The sequence below is a fragment of the Bradyrhizobium sp. genome (assembly GCF_049586575.1).
In the GTDB taxonomy this organism is placed as follows: domain Bacteria; phylum Pseudomonadota; class Alphaproteobacteria; order Rhizobiales; family Xanthobacteraceae; genus Bradyrhizobium.
This window is the reverse complement of record NZ_JBAVCF010000148.1, coordinates 17,574-34,680: the sequence shown is the minus strand read 5'-3', so window position 1 is coordinate 34,680 and position 17,107 is coordinate 17,574. Positions and strand designations below refer to the sequence as shown.

At 63.0% G+C, this 17,107-nt stretch carries 19 protein-coding genes; 1 reads left to right on the top strand and 18 read right to left on the bottom strand.

The features are described from left to right. From WB528_RS05475 to WB528_RS05465, 3 genes are all read right to left on the bottom strand, one after another. Positions 1–455 (bottom strand): NusA N-terminal domain-containing protein (locus tag WB528_RS05475; protein ID WP_423887411.1); only part of this gene is annotated, 455 nt, incomplete at its 3' end. Positions 456–458: 3 nt separating this feature from the next. Beyond that, entirely contained in the window at positions 459–1,199 is a 741-nt protein-coding gene (gene rimP / locus WB528_RS05470) for a ribosome maturation factor RimP (protein ID WP_423887410.1), read from the bottom strand. Between the two features lie 166 nt (positions 1,200–1,365). Then, a complete protein-coding gene (locus tag WB528_RS05465; protein ID WP_423887409.1) occupies positions 1,366–1,569 on the bottom strand; it encodes a hypothetical protein in 204 nt (67 codons plus the stop codon). 146 nt (positions 1,570–1,715) lie between these two features. On the opposite strand from WB528_RS05465, the gene WB528_RS05460 reads away from it, so the two are divergent. After that, complete coding sequence (locus WB528_RS05460) at positions 1,716–2,801, top strand: DUF2336 domain-containing protein (protein WP_423887408.1); 1,086 nt, start codon at positions 1,716–1,718, stop codon at positions 2,799–2,801. A gap of 27 nt (positions 2,802–2,828) precedes the next feature. On the opposite strand, the gene WB528_RS05455 is transcribed toward WB528_RS05460, so the two are convergent. From WB528_RS05455 to murJ, 15 genes are all read right to left on the bottom strand, one after another. Further along, positions 2,829–3,599, bottom strand: coding sequence for a tRNA (guanine(46)-N(7))-methyltransferase TrmB (locus WB528_RS05455; RefSeq protein WP_423887407.1), 771 nt, complete (start codon positions 3,597–3,599; stop codon positions 2,829–2,831). Beyond that, positions 3,596–4,729, bottom strand: coding sequence for a M20 family metallopeptidase (locus WB528_RS05450; protein ID WP_423887406.1), 1,134 nt, complete (start codon positions 4,727–4,729; stop codon positions 3,596–3,598). Before WB528_RS05450 ends, WB528_RS05455 begins: the two co-directional genes overlap by 4 nt. A gap of 136 nt (positions 4,730–4,865) precedes the next feature. Further along, on the bottom strand, positions 4,866–5,282 hold the full coding sequence (locus WB528_RS05445) for a helix-turn-helix domain-containing protein (RefSeq protein ID WP_423887405.1): 417 nt from the start codon (positions 5,280–5,282) through the stop codon (positions 4,866–4,868). 110 nt (positions 5,283–5,392) lie between these two features. Beyond that, positions 5,393–6,994, bottom strand: a complete 1,602-nt coding sequence (gene lnt, locus WB528_RS05440; RefSeq protein ID WP_423887404.1) for an apolipoprotein N-acyltransferase — start codon at positions 6,992–6,994, stop codon at positions 5,393–5,395. After that, on the bottom strand, positions 6,991–8,097 hold the full coding sequence (locus WB528_RS05435; protein WP_423887403.1) for a hemolysin family protein: 1,107 nt from the start codon (positions 8,095–8,097) through the stop codon (positions 6,991–6,993). The genes lnt and WB528_RS05435 overlap by 4 nt, the downstream gene beginning before the upstream one ends. Positions 8,098–8,100: 3 nt before the next feature. After that, the gene (gene ybeY / locus WB528_RS05430) at positions 8,101–8,604 is read right to left on the bottom strand and encodes an rRNA maturation RNase YbeY (protein ID WP_423887402.1); all 504 of its coding nucleotides are present in this window, start codon (positions 8,602–8,604) and stop codon (positions 8,101–8,103) included. A gap of 46 nt (positions 8,605–8,650) precedes the next feature. Next, a complete protein-coding gene (locus WB528_RS05425) occupies positions 8,651–9,700 on the bottom strand; it encodes a PhoH family protein (protein WP_423887401.1) in 1,050 nt (349 codons plus the stop codon). A gap of 4 nt (positions 9,701–9,704) precedes the next feature. Then, positions 9,705–11,126 (bottom strand): tRNA (N6-isopentenyl adenosine(37)-C2)-methylthiotransferase MiaB, encoded by a 1,422-nt coding sequence (gene miaB, locus WB528_RS05420; protein ID WP_423887400.1) that lies wholly within the window; start codon positions 11,124–11,126, stop codon positions 9,705–9,707. A gap of 42 nt (positions 11,127–11,168) precedes the next feature. Next, positions 11,169–11,618, bottom strand: coding sequence for a Fur family transcriptional regulator (locus WB528_RS05415; protein ID WP_423887399.1), 450 nt, complete (start codon positions 11,616–11,618; stop codon positions 11,169–11,171). A 69-nt stretch (positions 11,619–11,687) separates the two neighbouring features. Continuing rightward, on the bottom strand, positions 11,688–12,173 hold the full coding sequence (gene rimI / locus WB528_RS05410) for a ribosomal protein S18-alanine N-acetyltransferase (RefSeq protein ID WP_423887398.1): 486 nt from the start codon (positions 12,171–12,173) through the stop codon (positions 11,688–11,690). Then, complete coding sequence (gene tsaB / locus WB528_RS05405) at positions 12,170–12,868, bottom strand: tRNA (adenosine(37)-N6)-threonylcarbamoyltransferase complex dimerization subunit type 1 TsaB (RefSeq protein WP_423887397.1); 699 nt, start codon at positions 12,866–12,868, stop codon at positions 12,170–12,172. Before tsaB ends, rimI begins: the two co-directional genes overlap by 4 nt. An 85-nt stretch (positions 12,869–12,953) precedes the next feature. Beyond that, on the bottom strand, positions 12,954–13,523 hold the full coding sequence (locus WB528_RS05400; RefSeq protein WP_423887395.1) for a NifU family protein: 570 nt from the start codon (positions 13,521–13,523) through the stop codon (positions 12,954–12,956). Positions 13,524–13,645: 122 nt separating this feature from the next. Continuing rightward, a complete protein-coding gene (locus WB528_RS05395) occupies positions 13,646–14,140 on the bottom strand; it encodes a universal stress protein (protein ID WP_423887394.1) in 495 nt (164 codons plus the stop codon). A 185-nt stretch (positions 14,141–14,325) separates the two neighbouring features. Then, on the bottom strand, positions 14,326–15,378 hold the full coding sequence (trpS, locus tag WB528_RS05390) for a tryptophan--tRNA ligase (protein WP_423887393.1): 1,053 nt from the start codon (positions 15,376–15,378) through the stop codon (positions 14,326–14,328). Between the two features lie 100 nt (positions 15,379–15,478). Continuing rightward, positions 15,479–17,023, bottom strand: coding sequence for a murein biosynthesis integral membrane protein MurJ (murJ, locus tag WB528_RS05385; RefSeq protein ID WP_423887392.1), 1,545 nt, complete (start codon positions 17,021–17,023; stop codon positions 15,479–15,481). Positions 17,024–17,107: the final 84 nt, after the last annotated feature.

Genomic DNA, 17,107 nt, shown 5'->3' with positions numbered 1-17,107 from the left:
TATTCGACGCGCTTGACGATGCCGTTGACGATATCGCCGATGCGGTCCTTGAATTCCTGATACTGCCGGTCGCGTTCGGCCTCGCGCACCTTCTGCACGATTACCTGCTTGGCCGATTGCGCCGCGATGCGGCCGTATTCCAGCGGCGGAAGCGTGTCGGCGATGGTGTCGCCGATCTGCGCGCCCGGGTTGGCGCGGCGGGCATCCTCCAGCGAAATCTGGTTCGACGAATTTTCGACCTGCTCGACCACCAGCATGTGGCGGGACAGCCGCAGTTCGCCCTTCTTGGCGTCGATCTCGGCGTGAACGTCGGTTTCGCTGCCGTAACGGGCGCGTGCGGCCTTGGCGATCGCATCTTCCATCGCCGAGATGACGATGCTGCGGTCGATCGATTTCTCCCGCGCAACCGCGTCCGCGATTTGCAGCAATTCGAGCTTATTGGCGCTGACGGCCATGGCTTAGTCTCCTCTATCAGGATCGATGTCACCTCGACGCGTCTGTTTGGCGGCGAGGCGATGCTGTTTGGTGTTCTTTGGCGCCGGCTTCTTTGACGGCTTCGTTTTGGAGCTGGTGGCGTGGGGCGCGGGCGGCGGTTCGAGACCGAGGCTGCGCTTTAATTCGCGCTCGGCAGCCTTGCCGCGCCGCATCGACTCCGCGATCAATTCGTCGGTCAGCACGAGCCGTGCCTCCGCGATGTCCTCCATCACGAGCAGCGCGTTTCGATCTTCGTCCGCCTTGACGTCGTCGCGGGTGACACGCACCGCATCGCCTTCGACGCCTGCAAGCGTTCCACGGAACCGTTTGCGACCCTGATGGGGAACCGCCATCTCGATTTTGACGAGGTGACCGGTAAAACGCTCGAAGTCCGAGCGGCGCACCAGCGGACGGTCGATCCCGGGCGAAGAAATCTCCAGCCGGTAGGCGCGATCGATCGGGTCGGCGATATCGAGTACCGGCGAGAGCGCACGTGAGATCGCCTCGCAATCCTCAATCTGCATCGAACCGTCGGGCCGTTCCGCCATGATCTGCACGGTGCAGCCGGCTTCGCCCGAAATCTTGATCCGAACCAGCCGGTAGCCCATGCCCTGCAAGACCGGGGCTGCGGCCGCGGACACGCGGGCGGCTGCGCCCGGCTCGACGACGAGGCGCGGCTCGGCGAGCAGGTCGGTTTCAACGGAACCAGGCGTCGGATCGGTCATATCCAGGGTCAAAAGAGGCCTTTTGGGCGGTCTTGCTTGCGCTGTTCCAGGCGGCCGGCGGGTCAAGCTGTCCGTCCGACCGGTCTATCCTGGCCGGTCCGTGCGATCGCATCTCGCCAGGGCCGTTCAGGTAATAAAAAAGAGCGGGTCCCGGAGGGGCCCACTCTCAATACGCGATCGTATATGAGAACCGTAAGTTGGGCGGGATATAGCGGTTTTCCGCCGATCCGGCAAGACCCGCCATGCTGGATGCGGCTAATTTTGCAAGGGCGCCGAACCGTGCCTGGCCTAACCCTTCCTTCACCATCAGAACATTAAATGGCCGGGCAGCCGCGCCTGGCAGGTAAGTGAGTTCGATGACAGCCGCCATCTCGTTGATCCCAAGTGCGGCCCATTTGAAGTTCCTGCACTACAAGCGGCAAACTCCATTCAGAAACTTCAAATGGAAAGGCGGCACTAGATTTATCGGGTTGCTAGTGCCTGACTTTCCGAAGTTCGTGAACGGCGGGTGCTGAGGTGAAACACGAACTTCGGAAAGTGGGCACCAGTCTTGACGAGATCGTCAAGCGCGGCGATCCCAAGCGCCTCGCGGAAGTCACGCGTGGCATCGCGGAGCTGTTCGTGCAGGGCGCGGCGAATTTCAAGCCCGCACATGTCGAGCTGTTCGATCATCTACTGACCGGGATCGTCCCGCAAACGGAAATAGCGGCCCGCGCCGATCTTGCGGAGCGCATGTCCGCTATCGCCAACGCACCGCCGACGTTGATCGGGCGGCTCGCGCGGGAAGACGATATCTCCGTTGCGGGTCCCATCCTGCGCCGCTCGCCTGTGCTGGAAGATCAGGCGCTTGTCGAAATAGCGCGGGCAAAAGGTCAGGATCATCTGCTCGCGATGACCGAGCGGCCGAAACTCTCCCCCGATCTGACCGATGTCATGGTGCGCAGGGGCGAGCGTGACGTGATCAGGCGCGCGGCCGCCAACAAGGGCGCGATGTTTTCGACAGTGGGCTATTCGGCGCTGGTCAAACGCGCCGCCCGAGACGGCGTTCTGACGGTCACCGTCGGGCAGCGCAACGATCTGCCCGATCGGCTGCTAAAGGAGCTGTTGACGGGATCGGTCGATGTCGTGCGGCGCCGGCTGTTCGACATGGCGGACCCCACGAGGCAGGCCGCGGTTGCGCGAGCCATGAGCGAGATTTCCGCCAGGCGGCAGCCGCCCGACAAGCAGCGGGATTTTGCGCCGGCGCAACGCACGATCCTTAACCTGTACCGGGCCGGCGATCTCGACGAGTCCGCGTTGCTCGGTTTTGCAAAGGCCTACCGATACACCGAAGCCGTTGCGGCGCTGTCGGCGATGTCAGGCGTTCCCATCTCGGTAGTCGACCGGCTGATGGCGGGCGATCGCCATGATCCGGTCCTGATCATTGCGAAAGCGATCGGGCTGGAATGGTCGACCGTGCGCGCGCTGGTTCTGTTGCGGCTCGGGCCGGCGCGAATGCCGGGCGCGACCGACATCGAGAATGTGCGATCGAACTTCACGCGGCTGATGCCATCGACCGCGGAGCGCGTGGTGAGCTTCTGGCGGACGCGCGAAACGGCGTGACTTCCGGCTTTGGCGGCTTTTCCACCTTTAGCGATCTCGCGCTCGCGCTGATCCGCTCTCGCTGATCTTCTTGAAAATCAGATACGCGGCGTTGCGGCCTTCGCGTTCGGCCTTGCGGCCATACCGCGTCATCGTGTAGCCGGGCCAGGGCTCGCGCCAATCCGACGCGCGCTCCGCGGTCCAGCGAAAGTCGGGCGCGCGCATGAAACGGGCGAGCGTCCAGGCGCAGTAGTCGCTGATATCGCTGACAAAGCGAAACTCGCCGTCCAGCTTCAGGGTGCGCGCCATCGCGGCAATGGTCGCATCCTGCACGAAGCGCCGTTTCCAGTGCCGCCGTTTCGGCCACGGATCGGGGTGGATGAGATCGATCCGCGTTAGTGACTGCGCCGGCAGGAAGGCCAGCAATTCGGAGGCATCGCCCGCGAACAGCCGGATGTTGTGGATTTCAGCCGCCTCGATCAGCGCGAGGATTTTCGCCATTCCGTTGACATAGGGCTCGCAACCGATGAAGCCGGTATTCGGAAAAGCTCGCGCTTCCGCGATCAGGTGTTCGCCGCCGCCGAAGCCGATTTCGAGACGGATATTATCGACGGGCACGTCGAACAGTTTTGTTAGATCCTTCGCTGGCGGCCCAGCGATCTCGAGTGCAAGCCGCGGCAGCAACTGAGCAATCAGATCGGCCTGATGCGCCCGCAGCTTGTGGCCCTTGCGGCGGCCGAAAAAGGCGCGCCGCCCCTGAGTGGCCGCCTCGACCGAGCGCGCTTTGCGGTTTTCATAATCGCCGTTTCGTTCGATCATCGCAGCGTCTGATAGAGCCGATGCAGCAGCCGCGTGCGCGGCTCGATCGATGAGATATACATTTGCTCGTAGTGGGTATGCGCGCCCTCGCCATCGACACCGAGGCCATCGAGGGTTGCGGTAAAGGGCGCGGTGAAATTGCCGTCGGAACCGCCGCCGGTATAGCTGTCGATGAGTTCAAAGCCGATCTGGGCGGCGAGACTCCTGGCGTGCTCGAACAGCGTGGCGCCCGTCTTGCTTTTCTCATAGGGCGGGCGATTCAATTCACCCGTGACCTTGACGCTGACCCCATCGGTCCGCGACGTCAGGCCTAATATTCTGGGCACCAGTTCGTCGGCGTCGGCAAGGGTCGGGACGCGCATATCGACTTCGGCATAGGCGTCCTCGGGAATGACGTTCGGCTTGGTGCCGCCTCTGACGACGCCCACGTTCACCGTCACGCCCCGCGCAAGATCGTTCATCGCCTCGAGCGTTTGAATGATGTTGGCGAGTTCGCGGATCGCGCTGCGGCCATCGGCAGGCCGGGTGCCGGCGTGCGACGGGACGCCTTTGATAAACACTTCGAAACGCGCAACGCCCTTGCGGCTGGTGACGATCTTGCCGCCATCGCGCGCCGGCTCCGTCACCAGAACATATTTTGCCTTGCGTCCTTCGGCCTCGATCAGCGCGCGCGAGGTGGGGCTGCCGATCTCTTCATCGGAGACGTAAAGATGGGTTATGCCGAGCGGCGAATGTCCGCCGCCGGCGCAGAGTTCGCGGAACGCATGAAACGCCAGATAGGCGCCGCCCTTCATGTCGTAAATGCCCGGACCGAAGGCGCTATCGCTTTCGACATGAAACGGCAGCCGTTCGATGAACCCAATCGGGTGCACTGTATCGAGATGGCTCAACACGAGAATTCCGGGATTCTCCTGGCCCCACGACGATCGCGCCACGATGTGGTCGCCACATCCGGAATGTCCGGGGACGCGCTCGATGTTTGCGGGCAAACCGCGATAGCCGTCGGCCACCAAAGTCGCAAGTTTGTTGACCTGATCGGGCGCGTCGGTCGGCGTCTCGATCTCGACCCAGCGGCGGATGCCATCAAGGATCACATTGGTATCGAAGGGGTGATCGGACACCGTCGGCATGTTGCTGTCTTTTTCTTTAAACCATTTGCGCGTTGGCGCGGTGGGATCCGGTTCAATAGCATCAATGCTCTGTGGAGCAATGGTCCAACTCGATCGCGGACTTGCCGAATTAAAGTGCAAGGCGGCCGGCTGCGCTTCAGCGCTTGTCCGCAGTCTCGTGGGCGGCGATCTGCTCGACCAGTTCGACAATGCTACGCCGGAGCTTGGCGTCGCCGATGCGCGTGAAGGCGCGCGTCAGCGCCAGGCCCTCCGACGTCGCCAGAAAATCGGAGACGTAGGATGGAGACGGGCCTTCGGTCATGCCCGCCGCGTTCGCCGTGCCGCTCGGGCCGCCCTCGAACAAGAACGATACCGGGATCTGAAGGATTTCGGATATCTGCTGGATGCGGCTGGCACCGACGCGATTGGTACCCTTCTCGTATTTCTGCACCTGCTGGAAGGTAAGGCCGAGGGCTTCGCCGAGTTTTTCCTGGCTCATGCCGAGCATGATGCGCCGCATGCGCACCCGGCTGCCAACATATTTGTCAACAGGGTTGGGCGCTTTGGTCGACATCGCCAACGCTCCTCATAACCACGGTACGGCAAGGACCGGATTATGCCTCACGCCCCGATCCCGTCAAACCCTGCGCGGGTCGATGTCTCGGACGAAATGACGCTGCTGCCTTATTTTGCGGTGCGACGCCGGATCACGAACAGCCATGCGGCCGCAAGGATGATCATCGCTGGAAGATCGCCCGCGCGCGCATAAGGCGTCGGTGGGATCGCGGCGGGCAAATTTGAATCCAGCACGCCTTCCAGCCCAAGTCCCAGTCGCGCGACCACGCGCCCTAACGGGTCGATCACCGCGGAGATGCCTGTATTCGCAGCCCGAACCAGCGGCAGTCCTTGCTCGACAGCGCGCAGCCGCGCCTGCTGCAGATGTTGATAGGGACCGGTGGAAATTCCAAACCAGCCGTCATTGGTGAGGTTGACGATCCAGCCCGGCCGATCGTTGCGCTGGACAACATCACCGGGAAATACAGCCTCATAGCATATCAGAGGTAGCATCCGCGGCGCATTCGGCACTTCCATGCTGCGCCGGTGCGTGCCCGGAATGAATCCGCCCCGAACCTTGGTCAGTTGTTCAAGGCCGATTTTTTCCATCCAGTCCTGGAAGGGAAGAAATTCGCCAAACGGCACCAGATGCAGCTTGTCGTAGACCGACAGCACGTTGCCATCATGGTCGATGACATAGATCGAATTATAAGCGCGCCTGATCCGCGTGCCCGGCGGCACGTCGGGCGCGCGGACCGAGCCGGTGATCAAAACCGTTCCCTTGGGCAACAGATCGGCGATCTGCGCCATCGCGTCGGCTTCACGGGTCAGGAAAAACGGAAACGCCGATTCCGGCCAGATCAGGATATTGACGTCGCGCACGCCGGTCGATTGCGGACCCGACGCGCGATCAGACAACGTCAGATATTTCTTCATCACCTCCGCCTTGGCGGAGTAATTGAACCTCGCATCCTGCTCGAGGTTCGGCTGCATGATCCGCAGTTTGGTATTGAGCATGACCGTCGGCTGCCGGGCGAGACGTACCGCGCCGAAAATGGTCATGGCGAGCAGCACGACGAGCGCCAGTGCCGGCGCCATCCACGGCTTTCGTCCGCGGGACGTGCCGTCGATCAGGACCGCGGGACTTGCGAAAATGGCAACCGCCAGAAATGTCAGGCCCCACAGGCCGATCAACGACGCCGTCTGCGCCAGCGCCAACGGCTCGGTCAGCGCGTAGCCGAGCGTATTCCAGGGAAAGCCTGTGAGCGCGTGGCCGCGCAGCCATTCGCTCATCGTGAGGCTGGCGGCGAGCGCGATCACACGCGAAGCATCCCGCGTCCAGAACAACCGCGCCAGCGCAAAGCCCAACGCCGTGAACAGCGCGAGATAGGCCGGCAGCCCCAGGATGGCGAAAGGTAGCAACCAGGCGAAGGTCGAGGCATCGACCAGAAAGGCGTAACCGATCCAGTAAAGTCCGGGCACGAAATAGCCGAGGCCGAACCACCAGCCGGTCATGGCGGCGGCCGGCACGCCGCGCCACCGTCCGGCGCCCGCGCCGTCGATCTGCCAGACCGCGACCGGGAATGTCAGAAACAGAATGGGCCAGGCGTTGAACGGCGCCATCGCGAGCGAGGAAAGCGCGCCCGCGGCGAGCGCGATCGCGGCGCGCTTCCATCCCCATGCCAGGATGATCGAGAGACCAACCGCGCGAAGTCTGCTTGAAATCGTCACGAAGAGGCAGCTCCATCGCCGGGCGGATTGGTCGGGTCGTTTGGCTGCACGCCGTCGGATGTAGTCTCGCGGCGGCGGCTTTCGCGCTGGGTTCGCACCGGTGTGCGTTCCTTGCGCGTGGCGATGCGCAGGCGCTTCACGCGCCGCGGATCCGCATCGAGCACCTCGATTTCGAAATTGCCGGGTCCGGAAATGACTTCGCCGCGTACCGGCAGGCGGCCGACGTGGGTGACCAGAAAGCCGCCGAGCGTTTCGACTTCTTCGCCGGCCTCTCCGGTCACGAAATCTTCGCCGATCACGGAGCGAACATCGTCGAGGCTGGCGCGGGCGTCCGCAATGAAGGAATTGTCCGCCTGCCGTACGATCGCGGGCGGTTCATCGCTGTCGTGTTCGTCGTCGATCTCGCCGACGATCTGCTCGACAATGTCCTCGATCGAGACCAGTCCGTCGGTCCCGCCATATTCGTCGACGACGAGCGCCAGATGGATACGCGAGGCCTGCATCTGCGCAAGCAAGTCGATCGCCCGCATCGACGGCGGCACGAACAGCAATTTGCGGATGATGTTCGCCTCCGACAGCGGCAACGCCAGGTCGACCGCGCGCAGATCGAGACCGGCGGGAAGCGGCTTCTTGGTCTTGGCCTTGCTCTTGGGCTTTGCCGCCCGCGCCGTCATGAACGCGAGAAGATCGCGGATGTGGACGATGCCTTCGGGGTCGTCGAGGGTTTCGTTGTAAACCACAAGCCGCGAATGGGCGGCGCTTTCGAACAGGCTCATCAAGTCGCCGAGCGGAATGTCGCGCTTGACCGCAACGATGTCGGCGCGATGGATCATGACGTCCGCGATCCGCCGTTCATGCAGGGAAAGGATGTTGCGCAGCATGGTGCGCTCGATAGCGGAGAAGCCGACCTCGTCGGGCGTCGAGGTATCGAGCACGACTTGCAGATCGTCGCGGACCGATCCCGGCTTCCAGCCGAACAGCGTGCGGATCGCGCGTGTCAGCCAGTTCTCCGCGGTGGGGCGCATGACCTCGCCCTCCTGCACCACGGCGGGCAGGTTGCGCGTGTTGCGCGGGTTATCGTGGATCGGATCGGAGTCCGGCATGTCTCAATCCGCCCGTTCCGCATAGGGATCGGGAATGCCGAGCTGCGACAGGATCTGCCGCTCCAGCGATTCCATGGTCTCGGCTTCCTGGTCCTTTTCGTGATCGTGGCCGATCAGGTGCAGGAAACCGTGAACCGCAAGATGGCTGAGATGATGCTCGAACGGCTTCTGCTCCTCATCAGCCTCCTTGCGGGTCGTCTCATAGGCAATCGCGATATCGCCGAGCATGCGCGGCGCGTCGTCCACCTCGCGCGGGCCGCGCGGCTGCAAGGCCGGAAACGACAGCACGTTGGTCGGCTTGTCGATCCCGCGCCAGTTGCGGTTCAGCGTCCGGATGCCGGCGTCGTCGGTCAGCATGATTGCGAGCTCGCTGTCGCCGATGTCGGCCGTGACGAACTCGGCCGCGGCCGCAATCGCGCGATCGATCGTGGCCTCGGCTTCAGGTTCGGCGTGCCAGCAGTCGGCGACGACAAGAATCTCGGTGGTCGGAAGCGCAGACGGTGTCATCAGTTCGGAATTCTGTATGTGACGGTAGTTTTAAGCCGCGCGTTCGTCACGTCTTGCCGGCCGCCGGCCGTTGCGGCTTTCCTTCATAGGCCGCCACGATCCGTGCCACCAGTTCGTGGCGGATCACATCTTCGGCGGTGAAATGGACCTGGGCGATGCCCGTGACCCCGTCGAGCAGCCTGCCGGCCTCGGCAAGCCCGGAGGTCTGACCGTTCGGCAGGTCGACCTGGGACGGATCGCCGGTGACGATCATGCGGCTGTTTTCTCCGAGCCGCGTCAGGAACATCTTCATCTGCATGGAGGTCGTGTTCTGCGCCTCGTCGAGAATGATGACGGCGTTGGTCAGCGTGCGGCCGCGCATGAAAGCGAGCGGCGCGATTTCGATTTCACCGGTCTGCAGCGCGCGCTCGACGATGCGCGAATCCATCAGGTCGTAGAGCGCGTCGTAAATCGGCCGCAAGTACGGATCGACCTTCTCGCGCAGATCGCCGGGCAGGAAGCCCAATCGTTCGCCGGCTTCGACCGCAGGACGCGACAGGATGATGCGATCGACTTCCTTGCGTTCGAACAGCTGCGCGGCATAAGCGACCGCGAGCCAGGTCTTGCCGGTGCCCGCCGGGCCAATGCCGAACACCAGTTCGTGGCGCTTGAGCGCGCGGATATACGAATCCTGCGCGGCCGTACGCGCCCGCACCGGACGTTTGCGCAGGTTGATCGTCTCGAACGACGATTTGGCGGCCTTCGGATCGAACTCGAACAGCGAGCCTTGGGCGATCACGGCGCGGATCGCGCCTTCGACGTCGCCTTGCGCGATATCTTGCCCCTTGATCGCCTGGCCATAAAGCGTTTCCAGCACGCGCCGCGCAGCATCGCAGCCATCGCGCGAACCGGCGACGGTGATGTGGTTGCCGCGCGAATCCACGACGACGCCCAGCCGCCGCTCGATCAGTGCGAGGTTTTGTCCGTAAGGCCCGACCAGCGCCGAAGCGGCGCGATTGTCATCGAAGTCGATGACGAATTGAGTCTCGGGCGGAACTTGCATGTCGCGGCTGCGGTTGGGAACGAGCGAAGGCGAATCCGATGCGCTTTTTGGCAAGGGCTCAGGCTCCCATTCGCGGTTCAGATGAATTGACGATGGGCTGGGTGCCGGGCGCGGTAGCCAGCGTTGGCACAGGCGCCGCAAGCTCGCCGAGCAGGCTGTAGCGCTCGAGGCTTTCGATTCTCACCGGCAGGACCTGTCCGATGATGGTTTCCGGAGCCATCACATGCGCCGGCTGAAGATAGGCGGTACGGCCGACGATCTGGCCGGGGTTGCGGGCCGAGCGCTCGAACAACACGTCGACGGTGGTCCCAATCGAAGCCTTGTTGAAGGCCGATTGCTGGCTGTCGATCAATTCCTGTAGCCGCGCCAATCGCTGGTCCATCTCTTCCGCTGACACCATCTCCTGCATTTCCGCCGCCGGCGTGCCGGGCCGCGGCGAATACTTGAACGAATAGGCGCCAGCGTATCCGATTTGTGTGACCAGAGCGAGGGTGGCCCGAAAATCTTCTTCGGTCTCGCCGGGGAAGCCAACGATAAAATCCGATGAAAATGCAATGTCTTGGCGAACGGCGCGAAACCGGTCGATGGCGCGCCGGTAATCTCCGGCGGTATGTTTGCGATTCATGGCCGCCAGTACCCGATCCGAGCCCGATTGCACCGGCAAGTGCACGAACGGCATGACCGCCGGAATGTCGCGATGCGCCTCGATCAACGTCTCGTCGATATCGCGGGGATGGCTTGTCGAGTAGCGAAGGCGGACGATGCCGGGAATCTTCGCCAGCCGATGCAGCAGCCTGCCGAGCGGCCATGCCCCGCCGTCCGGTCCCTCGCCGTGATAGGCGTTGACGTTCTGGCCGATCAGGGTGATTTCGCGCACGCCGTGATCGGCGAGCCGCTTCACGTCGTCGATGATTTTCGCCACCGGCCGCGAGACTTCGGCGCCGCGCGTATAGGGCACCACGCAGAAGGTGCAGAACTTGTCGCAGCCTTCCTGGATGGTGACGAAAGACGATATGCCGCGTGCGCGAATGACGGCCGGCTTCGGCGGTGGCAGAAAAGCGAATTTGTCTTCGGCGGGAAACTCGGTCTCGAGCGCGTGGCCGTTCTTCTCAGCGCGAGCGAGCAACTCCGGCAGATGGTGATAGCTCTGCGGTCCGACTACGACATCGACAACCGGCGCGCGGTTGATGATCTCATTGCCTTCGGCTTGCGCTACGCAGCCGGCGACGGCGATATTCATGCGGCGGCCGTTGCGCGCGGCTTCGTCTTTTGCGACGCGGAGCCGACCGAGTTCGGAGTAGACTTTCTCGGAAGCCTTCTCGCGGATGTGACAGGTGTTGAGGATGACGAGATCCGCGTCATCGACATTGGCGGTCTCGACGAAACCCTCGCGCGCCAGCGTGTCCACCATGCGCTGCGCATCGTAGACGTTCATCTGACAACCATACGACTTGATATGGAGTTTGCGGGGCGGTTTCATGCAATCCGAAATGTTGATTGGAACGGCGTCGCTATCGCCGTTTCAGGATTTTTCGTCGTCCAGCGGGACGCAGTAGAGCTCGAGCCGGTGATCGACCAGCTTGTAGCCGAGCTTGCGGGCGATTTCGGCCTGCAATTTCTCGATCTCCTCGGAGGTGAATTCGATCACCTTGCCGTCGCGCAGGTTGATGAGATGGTCGTGGTGGCTGTCGCGCATCTGCTCGTAGCGGGCGCGGCCCTCGCGAAAATCGTGACGCTCGATAATGCCGGCGTCCTCGAACAGTTTGACCGTTCGGTAAACCGTCGAGATCGAGATCTTGTCGTCGACGGCGACACAGCGGCGGTACAGTTCCTCGACGTCGGGATGATCCTCGGCTTTCGCCAGCACCCGCGCAATGACACGGCGCTGCTCGGTCATGCGCATGCCCGTCGCCGCACAACGCGCTTCGATGCCGGTAGCGCTGAGCGCAGGATTGGATTTGAGCGCGGTCATTTCGGGAGGTCACCGGGGTATTTTGAGTGGTTGGCGCTGATCATAACACGTTCTGCCATCGCGCAAATGTCACGACAAGTCACGCCGCATCAGGAGCGCATTCAGGGCCTCCCCGCCGCTTTGCTGGTAATAGCGCTCGCGGCGTCCGACCACGCTAAATCCGGCACGCTGATAGAGCCGTCGGGCCGGCTGGTTATTTTCTTCCACTTCAAGAAACACCGTCCGGATCCCCCGGCCGGCGAGGTGGCCAAGATGGGTCAAGAGCAGGGCATTGGAGAGCCCGCGGCCACGGTGGGTTCCGGTCACCGCAATCGACAGGATCTCGGCCTCGTCGGCCGCGATCCGGGACACCGAAAAGCCGATGATCTTCCGGCCCATTCTCAGGCGATGGACCAGTGTGTTGCGCTCGGTCAACATCCGCTCGAATTCGTCTTCGCCCCAGCCGCGACGAAAGGAGGCGCCATGGATTGCAGCGAGCGCCGCCGCATCGCGTGGCCCAGCGGGTTCGACTACGGCCGGTTTGCCGCCCCACAGTCCGGCGAGCCATGACCTCATGGGGAGGCGGGTGGTGCAGCGCCGGCGAGCTGCTCCCTGGCCGGCTTGGCATCGGGGGCGCGCAGGTAAAACGGGCGGGCAGGCGCCGTGTTCGGGCTGACCGCGGCGCCAAGCCATCCGACCCAGGAAATGCCCGGGGCCGGTTGCGTATCGACCGTGACCGGCGGAACTGCGTGCGAAGGCCACCGCTCGGCGAGCAGGCCCGCGGCATTGCCCACCAGAACGGGTGCGCCGAACCGCCAGGCGTCGAGGGCTTCTTCAATGGGCGCAACGCGCGGCCGGACCAGCGCACTGCCATTGCCGCTAACGACCTGGAGATAGACGTGATCATGCCGGGCGTCGATCGCGGAAACCACCGGATATTCGGCGTTCTCACTGACGACGGGGGCCGCATAGGCGGCAAGCGTCGTGACGCCGACCACGGGAATGTTGGCGGCGAGCGCAATGCCGCGGGCGGCTGACAGACCAACCCGAAGCCCGGTAAAACTCCCGGGGCCTGTCGTGACCGCAATGCGGTCGAGGCTTGCGAAAGCCTTTCCCGACGCTGCGACCACCCGTCCAATCAGCGGCATCAGCGCTTCGGCGTGGCCGCGCTTCATGGCTTGCGATTCCTGCGCGATCAGTTCGCCCGCCTCGGTGTCGAGCACCCCGGCGGCGCAGGCATCAAGCGCCGTGTCGATGGCGAGGATCAGCATGGGCTAGCGAATGGTGAATAGCGATGAGCGAATAGAAATCGCGAGAAGACCTTCATTCGCCATTCCCTGTTCGCCATTCGCCCCCTCACATCGGCCGTACTTCGGTCACCTCGGGCACGAAGTGCCGCAACAGGTTCTGTATGCCATGCTGCAAGGTCGCCGTGGAGGAAGGACAGCCCGCGCACGACCCCTTCATGTTGAGATAGACGATGCCGTCCTTGAAGCCGCGGAAAGTGATGTCGCCACCGTCATTGGCGACCGCCGGCCGCACCCGCGTTTCGATCAGGTCCTTGATCATTCCGACCGTCTCGGCATCGGCCTCATTGAAAAACTCGTCCGCCTCATCGGTTGCCTCGTCGCTGCCGGCGCTGCCGTCGGCGAGCAATGACGCACCCGACATATAGTGTTCCATGATCGCGCCGAGGATCGCCGGCTTGAGGTGCTGCCAGTCGCTGTCGTCCTTGGTCACGGTGACGAAGTCGGAGCCGTAAAAAACGCTCGTCACCCCCGGCACGCTGAACAGCCTTTCAGCGAGAGGCGAGCGGCTGGCTGCTTCGCGGGTGGAAAATTCCATGGTGCCGTTGTCGAGCACGGTGCGCCCCGGAATGAACTTCAGGGTAGCGGGATTCGGCGTGGCTTCAGTCTGAATAAACATCGTTTTCTCCGGCATCGCCGGTTAAAGGCCGGCGGGTGAGGTCTGTCTATCAGATGGCGACGGGAAAGGCACGGTCAAGGGAGAAAATCGAGGCTTGTCAGGGCTTTCGACCGGCTGAATTTTTACGAAAGCGCGTCGATTTCCGCGTCGCTGAGGTCGCCGGGAACGATCACGATGGGGATCGGGAAGGTGCCGACGGCATTGGCCATCGCGCTGATGAGCGGTCCCGGGCCCTCGGGGCCGGGATTGGCGGCCAGAACCAGCATCGCGATATCGACATCCTTTTCGATCACGTCGATCACCTGTTCGGTCGGATCGCCTTCGCGGATCACCCGCTCGGGCGTGATCGCGGCAATGCCGTTGGCACGGCCGGAAGCGCGATCGAGCGCTGCGTTGGCGTCCTCCATCGCCTCGGCGCGCATGATATCGGCGACCCCCAACCATTGCTGATTTTGGTCTTCGACCTCGACGATGCGGAGTACCACCACGCCGCCAGCGGCCCGTATCGCCCAGCGGCTCGCATAATAGACCGCGCGATCCCATTCGGCGGTGTCGTCAACGATGACCAAACATTTTGGCTTGTGACCCGTCTCGTAGCTACGTCGCTGGGTGGTCATGCATGTTCCGAAGCTGCAACAAGCGGGGCACATGCTGCCACGGCGTGGCCATTCCCGACAAGCGGGGGCGACGACGACGTTTGGCTAAAAAGCGGATTTGTTGGTCGCCGCGGCGCCTGACGTGGCGGTTCAGAAGTCCGCATCCACTAGGGTGCGCCGCGGCATTTTGAATTACGATTATCGAACTAATGCTTCCGGACGAAGCCGACGATGTCTCGTGTGAGCTTCATGGTTTCGTCGGCGATGGCCCGCGCGCGGTCGGCGCCGTCGACCAGGATGCTGTCGACATAACCGGGGTCCGCCACCAGCCGTTTCATGTCGGAAGCGATCGGCGATAGCTTTGCAACGCAGAGCTCGACCAGCGAATTCTTGAAGCTGGAAAACTGTCCGCCGCCGAATTCGCCGAGGACGTCGGCCTTGGTGCGGCCCGCCATCGCGGCATAGATTCCCACCAGGTTGTCCGCCTCGGGCCGGCTCTCCAGGCCTTTTTCTTCCGACGGCAGCGGTTCGGGGTCGGTCTTCGCTTTACGGATCTTCTGCGCGATCGTGTCGGCATCGTCGGTGAGGTTGATGCGAGAATTATCCGACGCGTCGGACTTTGACATCTTCTTGGTGCCGTCGCGCAAGCTCATTACCCGTGTCGCCGGACCCGTGATCAGCGGTTCGGGTTGCGGAAAGAACGAACCTTCATTGAAGCCGTGGCCGCGGATCGAGTCGCCGAAGTCGTTGTTGAACTTCTGCGCGATATCGCGCGAAAGTTCGAGGTGCTGCTTCTGGTCCTCGCCGACGGGTACATGGGTGGCGCGATACAGAAGAATGTCCGCGGCCATCAGCACCGGATAATCGTAAAGTCCAACGGAAGCGTTCTCGCGGTCCTTACCGGCTTTCTCCTTGAACTGGGTCATGCGGTTGAGCCAGCCGACGCGCGCGACGCAATTGAAAATCCAGGCGAGCTCGGCGTGGCCGGTGACCTGGCTCTGGTTGAACACGATGTGCTTCTTCGGATCGATGCCTGCGGCAATGAAGGCCGCGGTGACCTCGCGGGTGTTGCGCGCAAGCTCCGCCGGGCCGCCCCAGACGTCGATGCCTTGCGTGATCGCGTGCAGATCGACGACGCAGTAGAGACAGTTATAAGTCTCCTGCAATTTCACGAAATTGACGATCGCGCCGAGGTAATTGCCGAGATGCAGATTACCGGTCGGCTGCACGCCTGAGAAAACACGTTCAACAATCGTCATGGCCAGTTTCCGAAAGCCTTTGTATCGACATCGCGCCGGTTACCGCCGGAAGCGCGCTCGGCGCCGTCCATTGCCATGCAAGTCTCAGCCGCGCAAGCTTTCAGGCCCCGGTTTGGCGGAGCGAATTGATCGCGTCAACCCAGCGGATCACACCGAATAGAGCCAGAAACAGGCCATAAATCGCCATTCCGCCTGCAATCAGCGCGGCCACCACGATGAGATGCAAAAGTGCGGACGCATTTGCCGTCGATGCCAGCGCCAACGGGGCCGAGAGCCAGAGCAGGCCGCCCATCGCAAGCGCGGCCGCCACGATGCGCGGCAGCCGGCTTCGCGCCGCGGTATCGATCGGGAAGCCTGACGTCCGGAGGCCGTGCCGGATCAACACTAGCGCGCTGCTCCAGGCGCCTAGCGCGATTGCGACCGCGATACCCCGGACATCGAACAATCGGCCGAGCACGATCGCCAGGACGACCGTTACCGCAAGGCCCTTGAGGGTTGCCCATAACGGAGTGACGGTGTCGCCGCGGGCGAAGAATGCCGGCGATAGCGCCTTGATCAGCACCTGGGCCGGCAGGCCGAGCGCCAGCCACACCAGCGCTTGGGCGGTGCCCGCGGTATCCGTTGCGGCAAAGGCGCCGTGTTCGAACAGAAGCCGCACCACCGGCGCGCTCAGCGCCATCAACCCGAGCGTCGCCGGGAGAGCGAGGCCTACCGCGAGTTCGAGACCACGCGATTGGGCGTGCGTCGCATCCCCATCGCCGGTCTGCACAGCGCGAGCCAGTTCCGGCACCAACACGGCGCCGACGGCGACACCGACGATGCCGAGCGGAAGTTCGATCAGGCGATTGGCGAAATAAAGCCACGACACCGCCGAGGGCGAGCCTGATGCTACGATGGCGCCGGCAACAATGAGCAATTGCGGCCCGGCGCCGGCGACCATGCCGGGGATGGCCCTGGCGAGAAAGCCGCGCATCTCGGAATCGAAGGCCACGCGTAGCGGTGTTGCGAAATGACTGCCGCGCGATCGAAGGATCAGGATGAACAATTGCAGCAATCCCGCGATGCCGACGGTGGCGGCGATCGCGAGCGCCGCGTCAGATGCATCCCATCGCTTGAGAACCAGGACGATCATCACGGCGATCAGGACACCATTGAACAACAGCGGCGCGAACGCCGTCAGCGCGAAGCGGCCTTGCGCGTTCAACAGCGCCATCGTCACCGTCGCTGGCCCCGCGAAGGCCAGATAGGGCAACATCATGCGGGCGTCATCCACCGCAAGATGCAACGTCGCTTCTCCGGCAAAACCGGGCGCTAATGCCGTGATGATCCAAGGCATCAAAAGGCCAGCCGCCGCGGTCGCCACAATCAGCGCTGCGCTGATGGTGCCGAGCACGCGGCCGGCAAAGGCGCTAGCTGCCGCCAGGCCCTTGGTCTCCCTCACAGCAAGCCAGATCGGCACCAGCGCATTATTCAAGGCGCCTTCCGTCAACAGCCTGCGCGCGACGTTGACGAGTTGAAACGCGATCAGAAACGCATCGGCGACCGGACCCGCGCCAAGCAAGCCTGCGACCATCGCGTCGCGCGCGAAGCCGAGCAGGCGCGAGGCCAGCGTCCCCGTCGATACCGTGACGAATGATCGAATCATCGGATTCTCTATAGCAGAGCCGTGGATTTGAGTTTGCTATGGGCGCGGGGATCGTGATAGGCGGCTTACCACCTATCAACCGGT

What these genes read in the sequence shown, in the direction of transcription:
- rimP (WP_423887410.1), bottom strand. Translation starts at nt 1,199, where the DNA reads ATGACCGATCCGACGCCTGGTTCCGTTGAAACCGACCTGCTCGCCGAG.
- WB528_RS05465 (WP_423887409.1), bottom strand. Translation starts at nt 1,569, where the DNA reads ATGGCGGCTGTCATCGAACTCACTTACCTGCCAGGCGCGGCTGCCCGG.
- WB528_RS05455 (WP_423887407.1), bottom strand. Translation starts at nt 3,599, where the DNA reads ATGATCGAACGAAACGGCGATTATGAAAACCGCAAAGCGCGCTCGGTC.
- WB528_RS05450 (WP_423887406.1), bottom strand. Translation starts at nt 4,729, where the DNA reads ATGCCGACGGTGTCCGATCACCCCTTCGATACCAATGTGATCCTTGAT.
- WB528_RS05445 (WP_423887405.1), bottom strand. Translation starts at nt 5,282, where the DNA reads ATGTCGACCAAAGCGCCCAACCCTGTTGACAAATATGTTGGCAGCCGG.
- WB528_RS05435 (WP_423887403.1), bottom strand. Translation starts at nt 8,097, where the DNA reads ATGCCGGACTCCGATCCGATCCACGATAACCCGCGCAACACGCGCAAC.
- ybeY (WP_423887402.1), bottom strand. Translation starts at nt 8,604, where the DNA reads ATGACACCGTCTGCGCTTCCGACCACCGAGATTCTTGTCGTCGCCGAC.
- miaB (WP_423887400.1), bottom strand. Translation starts at nt 11,126, where the DNA reads ATGAAACCGCCCCGCAAACTCCATATCAAGTCGTATGGTTGTCAGATG.
- WB528_RS05415 (WP_423887399.1), bottom strand. Translation starts at nt 11,618, where the DNA reads ATGACCGCGCTCAAATCCAATCCTGCGCTCAGCGCTACCGGCATCGAA.
- rimI (WP_423887398.1), bottom strand. Translation starts at nt 12,173, where the DNA reads ATGAGGTCATGGCTCGCCGGACTGTGGGGCGGCAAACCGGCCGTAGTC.
- tsaB (WP_423887397.1), bottom strand. Translation starts at nt 12,868, where the DNA reads ATGCTGATCCTCGCCATCGACACGGCGCTTGATGCCTGCGCCGCCGGG.
- WB528_RS05400 (WP_423887395.1), bottom strand. Translation starts at nt 13,523, where the DNA reads ATGTTTATTCAGACTGAAGCCACGCCGAATCCCGCTACCCTGAAGTTC.
- WB528_RS05395 (WP_423887394.1), bottom strand. Translation starts at nt 14,140, where the DNA reads ATGACCACCCAGCGACGTAGCTACGAGACGGGTCACAAGCCAAAATGT.
- trpS (WP_423887393.1), bottom strand. Translation starts at nt 15,378, where the DNA reads ATGACGATTGTTGAACGTGTTTTCTCAGGCGTGCAGCCGACCGGTAAT.
- murJ (WP_423887392.1), bottom strand. Translation starts at nt 17,023, where the DNA reads ATGATTCGATCATTCGTCACGGTATCGACGGGGACGCTGGCCTCGCGC.